Origin of the sequence: Zemynaea arenosa (genome assembly GCF_004614185.1) — a bacterium.
GTDB lineage: Bacteria > Pseudomonadota > Gammaproteobacteria > Burkholderiales > Burkholderiaceae_D > Telluria > Telluria arenosa.
In genome coordinates, this window is the sequence record NZ_SPVF01000123.1 from 1 (window position 1) to 15,529 (window position 15,529).

Sequence of the window (15,529 nt, forward strand, 5' to 3'; positions counted from 1 at the left end):
GTGCGGCCGTGCCGGTGCGCGCGGGCCGCGTGGCGCGTGCAGCGGTTATGGACGGCGTTGGGCGTTCTCCCGGAGAGGTGCGCGGCAGCGGGGAGGGGACTTCGGCCTCTGCGGTGCAGCGCCCGGCGCGCGTGACCTTCCACGTGGACGCGGGGCGTAGCGGCTGGCGCGCGAACGAGTCCGTGCTCACGCCCGCTGCGCTGCGCAAGGACTTCGGCGCGGTGTGGGAGTCGCCCGCACTGGATGCCTTCGAGGGGCAGCCCGCGCGGCTGTATGCCTCGCCGCTGTATCTCGATCAGGTCGCGATGACCAAAGGCCCGCATCGTGGCCTCGACTTCAACGTGGTGTTTGCGGCCAGCAGCAATGGCTACGTCTATGCCATCAACGCGGCACGCAAGGGCGATCTCGCGGCGGGGCGCATCCTGTGGCGCACTCGGCTCGGTGAGCCATGCAGGCTGCAACCCGCGCCGCTGGATGGCGTGCCGACAGGGATCCTCAGCACTCCGGTGATCGACGTGGAACGCGCGCGCCTGTATGTGACGCATTGCGATCCGAAGAACCGCTGGCAGGCCTACGCGCTCGATATCGGCAGCGGTGAGCTGCTTCCCGGCTGGCCGGTGCGGCTGGACGAAGAGACCTTCAACACGCTGAATACCAACGCGGGACCGCAGCGTGTGCCGCCCAAGCGCAAGTTCGATTTCCGTGTGCAGCGGGGGGCGCTCAACCTGAGTCCCGACGGGTTGCAGCTGTATGTGGTGTTTGGCGAGACGGAGACCGGGTGGCTGGTATCGGTCGACACGCAGCAACCGCGCGTCAGCGGTGCGTTCGCGGCGGTGGCGATGCCGCACCGGGGCAGCGGCGGGATCTGGGGCGCGGGCGGGCCGGCGGTGGATGCGCAGGGCAGTGTGTATGTTGTGACGGGCAGCGGCTTCGAGGGCTATCAGAACTCGGACCACGACTGGACGCAGTCGGTGCTCCAGCTGGGGCATCAGCGCGACAGGGGCCTGGTGCTGCAGGGGACGTACACGCCATTCAATTACTGCGTCACGGCGAAGAACGATATCGACCTGGGGGCAGGTGGGGCGATGCTGCTGCCCGATGCCGTCCGTGGCGGGCCGCGCTTGATGGCGGTGGGCGGGAAGCAGGGCAACGTCTACCTGCTCGATCGCGATCATCTGCCGGGTGGACTGGAGCGGCGGCCTGCATGCAGCACGGACGCGGCCTCCGACGGCTCGCTGCTGCCACCGCAGCCGCAGCCGCAGTTCGGGACGCGCGGGCCGCTCAGCGTGTTCGGCCCGTACTCGGAAGAAGACGCTGCGCTCGACCTGGCGCGGGCGCGCTCCGTACCCGCCGCCTATCGCGATGGGCGTAACGATTTTGTGTACGTCACCGGGAATACCAAGCAGGCATTGGGCTCGTCGGTCAGTGTTCCGCCATCAGTCGCACGCTTGCAGGTGGTGCGTCCGTCGCGAACCGGACAGGTTCGCCCAGGCAGGCCATACCTGCGCGTTGACCGCGTGAACAAGGACCTCGTGCTCGGCAACCCCGGTTCGCCGGTCGTGACGAGCAACGGCGCGCGCGATGCCATCGTCTGGATCCTCGACGAAAACGCCCGCCGCTCCGCCTTGCTGAGCGGGTCCGACGCCCCGCAGCCCGTCTTGTACGCGCTGGACGGCACCACGCTCGACATCCTGTGGCGCAGCGCCCCCGGCCAGCTCGCCACCAGCGGCAAATACAACGAACCCGCGTTCGGCGGCGGCCAGGTCTTCGTCGGCACCGACCGCATCCAGGCCTTCGGCCCCGGCGGCAAGCCGTTCGTCGCCACGCCACGCACTGCGGCGCCAGCCCAACCCGTCATGACTGCGGCAGCGTCAGGGCCTGCGACGACAGCCACTGACGGCGCCACTCTCTACCAGCAGAGGTGTGCAGCCTGCCACGACAACGCCGTCGGCAACATCCCCCCGCGCACGTTGCTGAAGACGCGCTCCCACGCCCGCATCCTCGACGCTCTCACCGCCGGCGTCATGAAGCCGATGGCGCAGGGCCTCTCGGCCGAGCAGATCGAATCCCTGGCCCGCTACCTCCGGCAATAACCAATGATGTGTCCATGGAAGCGAGTTCACAGTGCTGTGAGGCGCGGGCTGAGCAAATCGCGAGGCTGTTGGCCGTGATCGAACGGGACCTCGCGTTCATCGGGCATGACCATCTGACCAAAGCGGACCTGCACCGCGAGCTGCATGCCGTCACGTGGAATCGCCGGCGCATGGCCGCCATGCTTGCTACGATTTTTTTATAGCCGGGAGGTGAAGGCGAGAACGGCAGAGTGGCGTTTGGTCCCCCCGACTGGAATCGAACCAGTATCCCACGCTTAGGAGGCATGTGCACTATCCATTGTGCTACGGGGAGGACACTCTGAAGCGCCGCAATTATAGCCGACCGCGCGCGGTACAATGACGCTTTACCCACACCAGCGGCTGCCTTCGCGCAGCCGCCTCGTTTTCAGCGGATCATCATGGCTGTCATTGCTCTTACCTCGGCGCAGCTGGCCTTCGGCCACGTCGCGCTGCTCGACCACGCGGAGTTCTCGCTCGAAGCCGGCGAACGCGTCGGCCTGATCGGCCGGAACGGCACCGGCAAATCCTCGCTCCTCAAGATCCTGTCTGGACGCCAGAAGATGGACGACGGCCTGCTCGTCATGCAGCAGGGCCTGCGCATCGCCTACGTGGAACAGGAACCGCAGTTCGACCCGCAGATGACGGTGTTCGACGCCGTCGCGCAGGGCATGGGCGCACAGCAGGCCATGCTGGCGGAATACGAACAGCTCACCGGCCAGTTCGGCCAAGGCAATGATGACGCGCTGATGGAGCGCATGCACGAGCTGCAAACCCAGCTCGACGCGATGGACGGCTGGAGCCTGGCCAACAAGGTCGAGACGGCCCTCGACCGCCTCAGCCTGAACAAGGATGCCCTGATGGGCACCCTGTCCGGCGGCATGCAGAAGAAGGTGGCGCTGGCCGTCGCCCTGGTCGCCAGCCCCGATGTGCTGCTGCTGGACGAGCCCACCAACCACCTGGACTTCCGCGCCATCATGTGGCTGGAAAGCCTGCTGCGCGAATTCAAGGGCTCGGTCCTGTTCATCACCCACGACCGCCGCTTCCTGGACAACGTGGCCACCCGCATCATCGAGCTGGACCGCGGCAAGCTGCTGTCCTTCCCCGGCAACTTCTCGACTTACCAGCAGCGCAAGGCCGAGCTGCTGGAGATCGAGGAGGTCGAGGCGGCCAAGTTCGACAAGGTGCTGGCACAGGAAGAAGTGTGGATCCGCAAGGGCGTGAAAGCGCGCCGGGTGCGCGACGAAGGCCGCGTGCGGCGGCTGGAAGCGCTGCGCCTGCAGCGCGCGGCGCGGCGCGAGCAGCAAGGACAGGTGACGCTGGCCGTGGCGACCGGCGACCGGTCCGGCAAGATCGTGGCGGAACTGGAGGGCATCAACAAGAGCTATGGCGAGAAAGTGATCGTGCGGGACTTCTCGGCCACCATCCTGCGGGGAGACAAGGTGGGCCTGATCGGTCCGAACGGGGCCGGCAAGACCACGCTGCTCAAGATGATCCTGGGGGAGGAAGCGCCGGACAGCGGCCGCGCGCGCCTGGGTACCAAGCTGCAGGTGGCGTATTTCGACCAGATGCGGGCCCAGCTCAACGAGGAAGCGAGCCTGATGGACACCATCTCGCCCGGCAGCGATTGGGTGGAAATCGACGGTGCCAAGAAGCACGTGATGAGCTACCTGAACGACTTCCTGTTCGCGCCCGAGCGCGCGCGCTCGCCGGTCAAGTCGCTGTCCGGCGGCGAGCGCAATCGCCTGCTGCTGGCGCGCCTGTTCGCCAAGCCGGCCAATTGCCTGGTGCTGGACGAGCCCACCAACGACCTCGACATCGACACCCTGGAGCTGCTCGAAGAGCTGCTCGAAGACTATCCCGGCACCGTGTTCCTGGTCAGCCACGACCGCACCTTCCTGGACAACGTGGTGACCCAGGTGATCGTGGCCGAAGGGGAGGGCCGCTGGCGCGAATTCGTGGGCGGCTACACCGATTGGGAGTGCACCCAGGCGGCGATCGCGGCGTCCGCCCAGCCCGCCGTTGCGGCGAAACCGATTGCGTCCAAACCGGCCGCCCCCGCGCCCGCCAACAGCTCGTCCGTTGCGCCGCAAAAAAAGAAATTAAGTTATAAAGAGCAACGCGAGCTGGAAGAGCTGCCGAATCTCATCGCAAGCCTGGAAGATGAGCAGTCGGCCATCACGGCGCAGTTGAACTCCGCCGACTTCTACCGCACCAACCCGGGTGACGCCAAGCGCTTGAACGAGCGCTTCGCGCAGATTGAAGACGAGCTGATGCGGGCCCTCGAGCGCTGGGAAGACTTCGAGGGGCGCACATGATGTAAGGAGGACTATGCCGGATCACGAGCAACTGGGCACCGCGCTGCCGCCCCCGACGGGCGGCGCCATGTTCAGCCGGGCGTCGCTGGCGCGCATCGCGCCCTTCGTCGCCTACATCGGCTTTATCGCCGTGACCGACCTCCTCGAACGTTTCGGCGTGCCGCTGCAGGAGCTGCGCTGGCTGTATGCGGTACGCATCGCCGTGGTCATGGCCCTGCTGGCCGTGTTCTGGCGCGACTATGACGAGCTGCGCGGCGAACGCGGAGCTCTCACGCCCACCGCGCTCGGCGTGGCCGTGGCCACCGGCATCGTCGTGCTCGTTCTCTGGGTCAGCCTGAACGCGTCCTGGATGCAGGTCGGTTCGCCCAGCGGCTTCAATCCCACCTCCGCCGACAGCGGCCAGATCGACTGGCTGCTGGTGACCGTGCGCATCTTCGGCGCTGCGGCCATTGTTCCCCTCATGGAAGAACTGTTCTGGCGCTCCTTCCTGATGCGCTGGATCGTGGCTCCCGATTTCCGAAATGTTGATCCCGCGCAAGCAACCCTCAAGAGCATTGCGGTTACCGTGCTCCTGTTCGGCTTCGAACATAACCTCTGGCTGGCGGGCATCGTGGCCGGGGCCGCGTATAGCTGGCTTTATGTTCGCTACCGTACGTTGTGGATTCCCATTTTGGCGCATGCTGTCACCAATTTTCTGCTCGGAATCTGGGTGGTCCACACCGGTCATTGGCATTACTGGTGAGACCGCCTGCTCGCGTCCAACCCACAAGCGAAATCCCTATGCCGACCAAGAACAAAATGCATACCACCTCCTTCCGTGCCCCGCGGCGCCTGCGAGCGGCGCTGCTGGTGCTGGCCGCCCTGGGCCTGCCCGCGTTCGCTGGCGACGGCGACGCCCTCCATCCTTTCGTCGGCGTGGGCTACACCTACGACGACAACCTGCTGCGCCTGCCTGACGGGGTCAGCTTCGACGGCCAGCGCAGCGATGCGATGCGCTCGGCGATCGCCGGCATCCTGTTCCAGCACCAGTACAGTCTGCAGGACATCTACGCCCATCTGAAGGTGAACAAGGTTAGCTTCGACCACTTCAAGCAGCTGGACTATGACGGCAAGGACGCGCTGGCGCGCTGGAAGTGGGCGGTCGGGCCGCATATTGAGGGCACGCTGGAAGGCGAGTACCAGCAGACCCTGGCGCCGTACACCGACTTCCACAGCAACGAGCGCAACCTGCGCGACGAACACCGCGTGTTCTTCGAGGCCATGTGGCGCTTCCACTCCGCGTGGCGGGTGCGCAGCGCGTTCACGCAGGACAAGTTCGATTACGAGCTGCCCAGCCAGCAGTTCAATAACCGCACCGAGAAGCTGGCCGAGGCCGGCATCGACTATCTGGCGCGCAGCGGCAATTACGCGGGCCTGGTGGTGCGCAAGTTCAAGGGCAATTTCCCGAACAAGCGCCGGGTCGGCAACTTCGTGGACGACCAGGACTTCAGCCAGGACGAGCTGAAGGCGCGCGTCAACTGGAAGGGCAGCGGCATCACCCAGGTCGACGTGCTGGCCGGCTGGGCGCGCCGCAAGCACGCGCTGTTCACCGAGCGCGACGCATCGGGCGCCAATGGCCGCGTCACCGTGACCTACACGCCGCGCGGGAAGACCACGCTGGTGGCCTCGGTGTTCCGCGAATTCGCGCCGGTGGAAAGCTCGCTGGTCAGCTACAGCCTGAACAAGGGGGCCAGCCTGCAGGCCAAGTACGACGCCGGCGCCAAGACCCAGCTCACCGCCTCGACCAGCTACCAGAAGCGCGCGTACGACGTCCGCGTGAACCTCCCGGGCGACTTCAGCGACTCGCTGCGCAATTCGTCCGTGGGCGTGACCTACAACCCGACCCGCCATATCCAGCTGAACCTGTCCGCCTACCGGCAGACGCGCAGCGGCAGCAATGTGCTGGGGCTGGGCAGCTTCAAGGCCAACGGAGCCACGTTCAGCGCCAATGCGCAGTTCTGATCCCGCGGCCGGCATGACAAAGTAAGCAAAGGAACTGCATGACTGTGATCGACATCCCGATCATCTCGTTTTTTCAGCGGGTGCTGGACCCGATCATCATCATGGGCAGCCTGTATATCTGCTCGATGGTGTTCGGCGAGCCGTTCAGCGGCTACGCGCTCGTCCTGATGATCCTGGCGTTCTTCATCTCGTCGGCGGTGTACCAGCACATCGACCCCTACCGCACCTGGCGCAGCGGGCGCATGCTCGCCTACGTGCGCGACACTGTGTTCGGGTGGGCGGTCACGGTGGCGGTGCTGATCTTCCTCGGCAATGCGAGCGGGCTGCACTATTACTACGACGAGAAGGTGATGCTGACCTGGTTCGTCGCCACGCCGATCGCCTTGCTGCTCAGCCACATGGTGGTGCGCTCGGCGAGCCTCGGCAAGGGGCAGGCCAACAGCGAGGTGCGCTCGGTGCTGATCGTGGGCGCCAACGATGTCGGCATCAAGTTCGCCAAGGTGTGCGAGCGGCATCCGAACCTGTTCATGAAGGTCGAGGGCTTCTTCGACGACCGCGCGGACGAGCGCCATCCGGCCGGGCTGAGCTACCCGATGCTGGGCAACATGAAGGACATCGCGCCCTACGTGCGCGCGCATGCGACCAAGATGATCTTCATCTCGCAGCCGATCTCGGCGCAGCCGCGCATCCGCAAGCTGCTCGATGAACTCCAGGACACCACGGCCTCGGTCTACTTCCTGCCGGACATCTACATCTTCGACCTGATGCAGGCCCGTTTCGACAACGTGGGCGGCATGCCGGTGATCGCGATCTGCGAGACGCCATTCATGGGCCTCAATTCGATGATCAAGCGGATCAGCGACATCGTGCTGGCCTCGCTGATCCTGATCCTGCTGGCGCCGGTGATGCTGCTGGTGGCGATTGCGGTGCGGGTGTCGTCGCCGGGGCCGGTGATCTTCTCGCAGCGCCGCTACGGGCTGTACGGCGAGGAGATCATGGTCTACAAATTCCGCTCCATGCGGGTGATGGAGAACGGCGGGGTGGTCACCCAGGCCACCAAGGACGATCCGCGCATCACGAAAGTCGGCGCGTTCCTGCGCCGCACTTCGCTGGACGAGCTGCCGCAGTTCGTCAACGTGCTGCAGGGGCGGATGAGCATCGTGGGGCCACGCCCGCATGCGGTGGCGCACAACGAGCAGTACCGCAAGCTGATCAAGGGTTACATGCTGCGCCACAAGGTCAAGCCCGGCATCACCGGCTGGGCCCAGGTGAACGGCATGCGCGGCGAGACCAACACGCTGGACAAGATGGAAGCGCGGATCCGCTTCGACCTTGACTATCTGCGCAGCTGGTCGCTGTGGCTCGACCTGTGGATCATCCTGAAGACCATCCAGGTCGTGCTCAAGCGCGAGAACGCCTACTAAAAACGCGCGTCGGCTTACCGCTGTCGTGCTCGGTTGCGCGCCCTGTCAAGGGGGCGCGTTTGATCACGAGCAAACTTGTTCTCATCAATGACTCGTACGCTGTGGCGAGGCAAGCCCGCCGGGATACCTCGTTCGTCTTGACCCAGTGCATACCCGTGCACGATTGCAATTCGTGTGGCCAGTTTTTTTTTACGTGTGATAACTTCAAGCCATTGCACTTTCACTAATAAAGTCTCACTCACGACAACCGACACGAGGACATCTTGAACAAGTTCATTCACTCCAAAACCCTGGTGAGCGCGGCTGTGATGGTGGCCCTGGCCACGCTGGCCGGCTGCAGCAAGAGCACCCAGGAGCACAAGCCCGGGCAAGCGCTCGCCAGCGTCAACGGCCAGGAAATCACGGTCCTGCAGCTGAACGAGGAGATGGCGCGGGCCAATGTCCAGCCCGCCCAGCAGGAGGCCGCGCGCAAGCAGCTGCTGCAGGTGCTGGTCGACCGCCAGCTGCTGCAAACCGAAGCGGAGAAGGAAAAGCTGGACCGCGATCCCAAGGTCGTGCAGGCCGTGGAGCGCGCCAAGTCGCTGATCATCGCCCAGGCCTATCTGCAAAAGCACATCGGCAACGTCGCCAAGCCGGGCAAGCAGGAGGTCGAGGACTACTTCAACAAGAACCCGCAGTTCTTCTCCAACCGCAAGCAGTACGTCATGAACGAGCTGCTCGTGTCGGGCGCCAACATGACGGACGAACTGAAGGCCGCGTCCGACAGCGCGCATGGGCTGGACGAGCTGGCCGCGTGGCTGGACTCGCACAAGATTCCCTACCAGCGCGGCCAAGTGACGCGCTCGACGTCGGACATGCCGGTTGAGCTGTCCAACAAGCTGGCGTCCACGCCGAAGGGCCAGCTGTTCGTCGTGCGCGAGCCGCAGCGCGCGCTGTTCCTGGCCGTCAGCGAGGTCAAGGACGCTCCGGTCACGCTCGCCACCGCTGCGCCGCAAATTGAACAATTCCTGTTAAATAAGAAAAACAAGGAAGCTGCGGAAGCTGAACTGGCCCGCCTGCGTTCGACCGCCAAGATCGAATACCTGAACGGCCAGACAGCCCCGGCGACCACCGGTCCGGGCGCACCGGGCGCAGCCGCCACGGCCGCCGCTCCGGAAGCGACGACCACCGCAGCTGCCGACGGCTCCACCGAACGCGGCGTGGCCGGCCTGAAGTGACGCGCCTCTGGCGCCGTCCTTCGGTCACTTTCAACCTCTCACAGGATTGAACCTCACATGAAACGCTTACTGCATATCGCCATGGCAGCCCTGCTGCTGCTCACGTTCAACTTCGCATCCGCCGCCGACACCCTCGGCCCCGGCGACGTCATCAAGGTCAGCGTCTACGGCAACCCGGACATGGCCATCGAAACCCGCATCACCGACGCCGGCTCGATCACCTTTCCGCTGATCGGCCAGGTCACCGTGGGCGGGCTGTCGGTGCCCGCCGCGGAGAAGAAGATCGCCTCCATGCTCGAATCCGGCGGCTACCTGAAGAAGCCGGCCGTGACGATCAACGTCACGCAGGTGCAGAGCCAGCAGGTGTCGGTGCTGGGCCAGGTGAACCGCCCGGGCCGTTACCCGCTCGAAGGCGGCAAGCGCAGCCTGATGGACCTGCTGGCCCAGGCCGGCGGCATCGCCCAGGACGGCGGCGACGTGGTCAACGTGATCCGCACCCGCAACGGCCAGACCACCACCGAGCAGGTTGACGTGATCGAGATGGTCCGTACCGGCCAGCTGACCAAGGACTACGACCTGGCGGCCAACGATGTGATCTACGTCGAACGCGCGCCCAAGTTCTACATCTACGGTGAAGTGCAGCGCCCCGGCGCCTTCCGCCTCGAACGCGGCATGACGGTCACCCAGGCGCTATCGGCCGGCGGCGGCCTGACCCTGCGCGGTACCGAGCGCGGCCTGCAGATCAAGCGCCGCGACGGCAGCGGCGGCCTGCGCACCATCGACGCCAAACAGAATGACCTGCTCCAGACCGACGACGTCGTGTACGTGAAGGAAAGCTGGTTCTAAACCGAGGTATGCCATGAATTTCGCCCAGTTTCTCCTGATCCTCAAGGCCCGCAAGCGCATCATCCTGATGACGCTGCTGGTCACGGTCGTCACCACGCTCGTGGTCAGCCTGCTGCTGCCGAAGTCGTACAAGGCTTCGACCAGCGTCGTCATCAACTACAAGGGCGTGGATCCGCTGACTGGCGTGATGATGCCCGGCCAGCTCATGCCCGGCTACATGGCGACCCAAATCGACATCCTCAGCAGCAAGAACGTGGCGCTGCGCGTGGTCGAGGCGCTGCACCTGGCCAATAACCCGGCGGTGCGCCAGCAGTTCGCCGAGGCCACCGGCGGCAAGGGCCGCGTCGAGGACTGGCTGGCCGAGGCGCTGATGAAGCGCCTCGAGGTCAACCCCTCGCGCGAGTCGAGCGTGATCGAGGTGTCGTTCAAGGGCAGCGATCCGAACTTCGCCGCCAACGTCGCCAACACCTTCGCCGACGAGTACCAGAAGCTCAACGTCGCGCTCAAGACCGAGCCGATGAAGAAAGCTTCGTCCTATTTCAACGAGCAGACCAAGCAGCTGCGCGACAACCTGGAGACGGCGCAATCCAAGCTCTCCAAGTACCAGCAGGACCACGGCATCGTCAACGTCGACAGCCGCCTGGACGTCGAGACCACCCGCCTGAACGACCTGTCGGTGCAGCTGGTCGGCGTGCAGAGCCAGCTGGCCGAGGCCCAGTCGCGCGGCAACATGGCGCGCGGCGCGAACTACGCCGAGATGCCCGACGTGACCCAGAGCCCGCTGATCCAGAATCTCAAGTCGAACCTGGCGCAGGCCGAGTCCAAGCTGGCCGAGGCCGGCGCCCGCCTGGGCCGCAACCATCCGCTGTACCAGAGCCAGTCGGCCGAGGTGGCGCGCCTGCGCTCCGAGCTGGCCACCCAAACCCGGGTAACTTCGAACAGCGTGTCCAACAACGCCAGCATCCTGGGCGCGCGCGAAGCCGTGCTGAAGGAAGCGCTGGCCGAGCAGAAGACCAAGGTCCTGGCCCTGAACCGCGCCCGCGACGAGATGAATGTGCTGGTCAAGGATGTCGAATCGGCCCAGCATGCCTTCGACGCCGCCACCCAGCGCCAGTCGCAGACCCGGCTGGAAGGTTCGTCCGACCAGTCCGACATCGCCATCCTGAATCCGGCGACCGCGCCGACCGAGCCGTCCAGCCCGCGCATCCTCCTGAACACGGTGCTGTCGGTGTTCCTGGGCGGGATGCTGGGCCTGGGCCTGGCGCTGCTGGCCGAGATGCTGGACCGCCGCGTCCGTTCGGAAGGCGACCTGGTCGAGATCGCGCAGGTGCCGGTGCTCGGCGTGATCGACTGGACGCCGCCGACCCGCCGCCGCTTCCACCTGCCCAACCCCCTGACGCCGCGCCGCCTGCGGCTGCAATGACATGGATACGAACATGACCCAACCCGCACTGCATGTCGCGCCGCCGCAGCCCGCGGCCGCGCGCAACAACGATTCGTCGATCGGCGGCCTGTTGCTGGAACAGGGGAAGATCACGCCGGAGAACGCCGAGACCGTGCTGCGCATGCAGAAGGAACTCGGGATCCGCTTCGGCGAGGCGGCCCAGCGCCTGGGCCTGATCACCGAGGCCGACATCCAGCAGGTGCTGGCGCGCCAGTTCGACTATCCCTACCTGCTGAAAGGCGAGGGCAAGTACTCGCCCCAGCTGGTGGCGGCCTACCAGCCGTTCTCGCGCCAGGTGGAGACCCTGCGCGCCATCCGCAGCCAGCTGATGCTGCGCTGGTTCTCGCGCCACAAGGCCCTGGTGATCGTCGGTGTCGATTCCGGCGACGGCACCAGCCTGTTCGCGGCCAACCTGGCGGTGGTGTTCTCCCAGCTCGGCGAGCACACCCTGCTGGTGGACGCCAACCTGCGCAACCCGGGCCAGCAGGAGATCTTCGGCCTGCAGGGCCACCACGGCCTGTCCGACGTGCTGGCCGGCCGCGCCGACCTGGAGGCCGTGGCCCGCATCGACGAGTTCGTGGACCTGTCGGTGCTGCCGTCCGGCACCCTGCCGCCCAACCCGCAGGAGCTGCTGAGCCGCCACGGTTTTGGCGAGCTGAACAACCGGCTGGCCGAGCGCTACGACGTGGTGCTGTACGACGCCGCCGCCTTCGCCCATGGCGCCGATGCGCTGGCGCTGGCCGGCCGCGTCGGCGGGGTGCTGCTGGTGGCGCGCCGCAACCGGACCCACATCGACGACATCAGCTACGTGGCCGAACAGGTCAACTCGCTGGGCGCGCAGGTGGTCGGGTCGGTCCTGGTGGACTTCTAAATGGGCCAGACCATCGCCATGCGCCGCTCGCCCCTCAGCCTGGACGTGCTGAAGCAGCAGCTGCCCGAGTGGTGGCCGGTGGTGGCCGGCCTGCTGGTGCTGTTCGTGCCGACTTTCTGGGGCCTGTTCCATGGCCTGTGGGCCACCGAGGAGCAGGCACACGGGCCGATCATCCTGGCCCTGTCGCTGTGGCTGCTGTACCGCCAGTGGCCGGAGATGCTGGCCAAGTGCGCCGGCACCCCGGCGTCGCCGGGCGCCTGGCCGCTGTTCGCCTTCGGCCTGCTGCTGTACGTGCTGGGCCGCTCGCAGAACATCCTGGCCTTCGAGATCGGCTCCTTCATCGTGATCCTGGCTTCGGTGGTGCTGCTCAAGTTCGGGCGCACCGCGCTCAAGGCCCAGTGGTTCCCGTTTTTCTTCATGCTGTTCATGATTCCGCTGCCGGCCCCGGTGGTCAGCACGCTCACCATGCCGATGAAGATGGCGGTGTCCTACGTCACCGAACACCTGCTGTACTGGGCCGGCCTGCCGATCGCGCGCAACGGCGTGATCCTGCAGATCGGGCAGTACCAGCTGATGGTGGCCGACGCCTGCGCCGGGTTGCAGACCCTGCTGACCCTGGAAGCGCTGGGCCTGTTCTACCTGAACGTGGTGCGCCACACCTCGGTGTTCCGCAACGTTGGCCTGGCGCTGGCCATCGTGCCGATCTCGTTCACGGCCAACGTGATCCGCGTGATCGTGCTGACCCTCGTCACCTACTACCTCGGCGACGCTGCCGGGCAGGGCTTCCTGCATGGCTTCGCCGGCATGGTCCTGTTCGTGACCGCCCTGGTCCTGATCCTGTCGATGGACTCCGCCCTCCAGTGGTACGCCCGGCGCCGGGCGCGCCGGCGGGCGGCGCCGGCCGTGCAGGACGTCCGTGAAGTCAACGCCAAATGAAAAAGTCCCTGATCGTATCCCTGGTGCTCGGCGCCACCATGGCCGGCTCGGCCGTTGTGGCGGCCGCGCTCACGCCGCATGTCAAGATCGCCGACATGCAGGCCAAGTTCAACCTGGAGGACATGGTCCCGCGCCAGTTCGGCGAATGGCGCGTGGACGAGACCATCGTCCCGCTGCAGGTCGACCCCGAGACCCAGGCCAAGCTGAACCGCATCTACAACCAGGTGCTGGCGCGCACCTACATCAACCGCGAAGGCGAGCGCATCATGCTGTCGCTGGCCTATGGCGGCGACCAGGGCGACAACATGGGCGTGCACAAGCCCGAGATCTGCTATGCCGCCCAAGGCTTCGAGATCACGCGCCAGGGCAACGACGCGCTGCACACCCCCTACGGCGAGCTGCCGGTCAAGCGCCTGATGGCCGTGAACGGCGCACGCTACGAGCCGATCAGCTACTGGATCACGATCGGCAACAAGGCCGTGAAGCCGGGCATGGACCAGCGCCTCACCGAACTCAAATACGGGCTGACGGGCACCATCCCGGACGGCATGCTGGTGCGGATCTCCAACATCGACCGCGATCCGGACAGCGCCTACAAGGTGCACGACCGCTTCATCGGCGAGCTGTTGCAGGCCATGCAGGCGCCCGGCCGCACCCGCCTGATCGGCGTATTCAAGGACGCCTGACGTAGCACTTGGTATGAAGTTCCCCTCATTCAAGCGCAAGCCGCCGAGCGTCCGCGCCACCAATCCCCATTTTGCCCAGCGCGACGCGGCGCGGGGCCGGCGCCTGTCGGCGCTGATGCTGCTGCCGCTCACCTTCGCCGCCTTCGTGATCGGCGCCGTGGCCGGGCTGGACGCCCCGATCCTGCTGGCCATCGTGGCCGGCGCGCTGTTCGCCATGCTGGCCACCTTCGTGGTGGACGCCAACGTGTTCCTGCAGGTGATGTTCGTGGTCACCTTCCTGATCCAGGGCTCGGCGCTGTACTTCGGCGGCATCCACGCCGCGGTCTGGGTCGCGACCGGCCTCGGCGGCCTGTTCATCTTCCGCGTGCTGATGGACATGGTGTTCCTGCGCCGCACCCGGCAGGTCATCAAGCCCGGCAAGGCCGCCACCGGCGTGATCGCGTGTGCGGTGCTGTACTTCATCTGCTACGGCGCCAGCGTGCTGCTGAACCGGCCCGGCCTCGGCCAGCTGATCTCGGCCGTCAAGTCGAATCTCGTGATGTTCGGGGTGCTGGCGTCCTTCCTGTGGTTCTACTGGGCCCCGGAGCGCATCGACCGCCTGTGGAAGATCGCGATCGGCATCGTGATCCTGCAGCTGCCGGTCACCATCTACCAGCACTTCTTCATCGCCAGCCAGCGCCACAACGGCTTCGACTCGGTGGTCGGGACCTTCGGCGGCACCCCGCTGGCGGGCGGCCTGTCCTCGATGCTGGTGCTGTTCACCGTGGCCGTGATCGGCTATGCGCTGGCACGCTGGAACCACGGCATCATGAAGCGCCGCACCATGCTGCTGATCTGCGGCGTGGCGCTGGCCATCATCATGCTGGGCGAGGTCAAGGCGTCCTTCCTGTGGCTGCCGATCTGCACCTTCGTGGTGCTGCGCAAGCGGATCCTGAAGAACGTGGTCTCCGTTCTGGTGTACGGCACCCTGGCCTCGATACTCCTGGGGAGTATCTACTACGCCTACGACCAGCTGTACTGGAACGACCCGCTGGCCAAGATGCGCACCTACCAGGAGCAGCAGCGCGCCTCCAATTACTTCTTCGACGCCAACAACGTGGACTACAAAACGGGCGAGGTCGGCCGCGGCGCTTCGCTGGCGATCTGGTGGCGCGATCCGCAGGCCACCTTGCCGCACCGCCTGATGGGCTATGGCCCCGGCGCCTCCAAGTCCGGCGGCCTGGTCGGCGGCGGCGGTTCGGTCGCCAAGCGCCACCAGCCGCTGGCCATCGACGCCACCGCCATGGCCGTGCTGCTGTGGGACGAAGGCATCGTCGGCGCCGTGTTCTACACCGGCATCCTGCTGTGCGGGATCTGGACCGGCTTCAGGTACCTGAGGCGCGGGGAGGGCAGTGCGCGTCAGAAGGCCATCGTCGAAACCTGTACTGCCGTGCTGTGCATCTACGCGACCCTGCTGATCTACAACCGGACCCAGCTCGACGAGCCCACGGCCCAGCTGTTCCTGATGTTCTGCCTCGGCTGCATCGTGCAGATGGCGCGCTTCCGCGTGCCGGACACCAACGCTCCGCTGCCGGATGCGGTGGTGGTCGAGGAGGACGCACCACGCCGCCCGGCGCGCCGCCCGACGCGGATGGCGACCCCGGTCTACGTGGGCCATCCTTGAGGGCGGGGGCGG

At 66.0% G+C, this 15,529-nt stretch carries 13 protein-coding genes and 1 tRNA gene; 13 read left to right on the plus strand and 1 reads right to left on the minus strand.

Annotated features, from left to right (window positions below):
- Together E4L96_RS09300 and E4L96_RS09305 are read left to right on the plus strand one after the other, a co-directional pair.
- On the plus strand, positions 1–2,093 hold a 2,093-nt coding region (locus E4L96_RS09300; protein WP_135206938.1), incomplete at its 5' end, for a c-type cytochrome.
- Positions 2,094–2,107: 14 nt separating this feature from the next.
- A complete protein-coding gene (locus E4L96_RS09305) occupies positions 2,108–2,296 on the plus strand; it encodes a hypothetical protein (protein ID WP_135206939.1) in 189 nt (62 codons plus the stop codon).
- 35 nt (positions 2,297–2,331) lie between these two features.
- Here the strand turns inward: E4L96_RS09305 and E4L96_RS09310 are convergent.
- Positions 2,332–2,406 (minus strand) — tRNA-Arg (locus E4L96_RS09310).
- A gap of 106 nt (positions 2,407–2,512) precedes the next feature.
- Between E4L96_RS09310 and E4L96_RS09315 the strand changes: the two genes are divergently transcribed.
- From E4L96_RS09315 to E4L96_RS23635, 11 genes are all read left to right on the plus strand, one after another.
- On the plus strand, positions 2,513–4,429 hold the full coding sequence (locus tag E4L96_RS09315) for an ATP-binding cassette domain-containing protein (RefSeq protein ID WP_135206940.1): 1,917 nt from the start codon (positions 2,513–2,515) through the stop codon (positions 4,427–4,429).
- Between the two features lie 13 nt (positions 4,430–4,442).
- Complete coding sequence (locus tag E4L96_RS09320; RefSeq protein WP_229414347.1) at positions 4,443–5,171, plus strand: CAAX prenyl protease-related protein; 729 nt, start codon at positions 4,443–4,445, stop codon at positions 5,169–5,171.
- A gap of 56 nt (positions 5,172–5,227) precedes the next feature.
- Positions 5,228–6,430, plus strand: coding sequence for an XrtB/PEP-CTERM-associated polysaccharide biosynthesis outer membrane protein EpsL (gene epsL, locus E4L96_RS09325; protein WP_135206941.1), 1,203 nt, complete (start codon positions 5,228–5,230; stop codon positions 6,428–6,430).
- A 38-nt stretch (positions 6,431–6,468) separates the two neighbouring features.
- Positions 6,469–7,854, plus strand: coding sequence for an undecaprenyl-phosphate glucose phosphotransferase (locus tag E4L96_RS09330; protein WP_135206942.1), 1,386 nt, complete (start codon positions 6,469–6,471; stop codon positions 7,852–7,854).
- A gap of 263 nt (positions 7,855–8,117) precedes the next feature.
- Complete coding sequence (locus tag E4L96_RS09335; RefSeq protein WP_229414349.1) at positions 8,118–9,071, plus strand: EpsD family peptidyl-prolyl cis-trans isomerase; 954 nt, start codon at positions 8,118–8,120, stop codon at positions 9,069–9,071.
- Between the two features lie 57 nt (positions 9,072–9,128).
- Positions 9,129–9,917, plus strand: coding sequence for a polysaccharide export protein EpsE (epsE, locus tag E4L96_RS09340; RefSeq protein ID WP_135206943.1), 789 nt, complete (start codon positions 9,129–9,131; stop codon positions 9,915–9,917).
- A 13-nt stretch (positions 9,918–9,930) separates the two neighbouring features.
- Entirely contained in the window at positions 9,931–11,340 is a 1,410-nt protein-coding gene (epsF, locus tag E4L96_RS09345; protein WP_135206944.1) for a chain length determinant protein EpsF, read from the plus strand.
- Positions 11,341–11,353: 13 nt separating this feature from the next.
- The gene (epsG, locus tag E4L96_RS09350; RefSeq protein WP_229414351.1) at positions 11,354–12,232 is read left to right on the plus strand and encodes a chain length determinant protein tyrosine kinase EpsG; all 879 of its coding nucleotides are present in this window, start codon (positions 11,354–11,356) and stop codon (positions 12,230–12,232) included.
- Positions 12,233–13,168 carry an exosortase B gene (xrtB, locus tag E4L96_RS09355; protein ID WP_229414353.1) on the plus strand — a complete coding sequence of 312 codons (936 nt, stop codon included), beginning with the start codon at positions 12,233–12,235 and terminating at the stop codon, positions 13,166–13,168.
- Positions 13,165–13,854: an exosortase-associated protein EpsI, B-type gene (gene epsI, locus E4L96_RS09360; RefSeq protein ID WP_135206946.1), complete on the plus strand. Its 690-nt coding sequence runs from the start codon at positions 13,165–13,167 to the stop codon at positions 13,852–13,854. Before xrtB ends, epsI begins: the two co-directional genes overlap by 4 nt.
- A gap of 13 nt (positions 13,855–13,867) precedes the next feature.
- The gene (locus E4L96_RS23635) at positions 13,868–15,517 is read left to right on the plus strand and encodes a hypothetical protein (protein ID WP_167758643.1); all 1,650 of its coding nucleotides are present in this window, start codon (positions 13,868–13,870) and stop codon (positions 15,515–15,517) included.
- Positions 15,518–15,529 lie beyond the last annotated feature (12 nt).

What these genes read in the sequence shown, in the direction of transcription:
- epsL (WP_135206941.1), top strand. Translation starts at nt 5,228, where the DNA reads ATGCATACCACCTCCTTCCGTGCCCCGCGGCGCCTGCGAGCGGCGCTG.
- E4L96_RS09320 (WP_229414347.1), top strand. Translation starts at nt 4,443, where the DNA reads ATGCCGGATCACGAGCAACTGGGCACCGCGCTGCCGCCCCCGACGGGC.
- epsI (WP_135206946.1), top strand. Translation starts at nt 13,165, where the DNA reads ATGAAAAAGTCCCTGATCGTATCCCTGGTGCTCGGCGCCACCATGGCC.
- E4L96_RS23635 (WP_167758643.1), top strand. Translation starts at nt 13,868, where the DNA reads ATGAAGTTCCCCTCATTCAAGCGCAAGCCGCCGAGCGTCCGCGCCACC.
- E4L96_RS09305 (WP_135206939.1), top strand. Translation starts at nt 2,108, where the DNA reads ATGGAAGCGAGTTCACAGTGCTGTGAGGCGCGGGCTGAGCAAATCGCG.
- E4L96_RS09330 (WP_135206942.1), top strand. Translation starts at nt 6,469, where the DNA reads ATGACTGTGATCGACATCCCGATCATCTCGTTTTTTCAGCGGGTGCTG.
- xrtB (WP_229414353.1), top strand. Translation starts at nt 12,233, where the DNA reads ATGGGCCAGACCATCGCCATGCGCCGCTCGCCCCTCAGCCTGGACGTG.
- E4L96_RS09315 (WP_135206940.1), top strand. Translation starts at nt 2,513, where the DNA reads ATGGCTGTCATTGCTCTTACCTCGGCGCAGCTGGCCTTCGGCCACGTC.
- epsF (WP_135206944.1), top strand. Translation starts at nt 9,931, where the DNA reads ATGAATTTCGCCCAGTTTCTCCTGATCCTCAAGGCCCGCAAGCGCATC.
- epsE (WP_135206943.1), top strand. Translation starts at nt 9,129, where the DNA reads ATGAAACGCTTACTGCATATCGCCATGGCAGCCCTGCTGCTGCTCACG.
- epsG (WP_229414351.1), top strand. Translation starts at nt 11,354, where the DNA reads ATGACCCAACCCGCACTGCATGTCGCGCCGCCGCAGCCCGCGGCCGCG.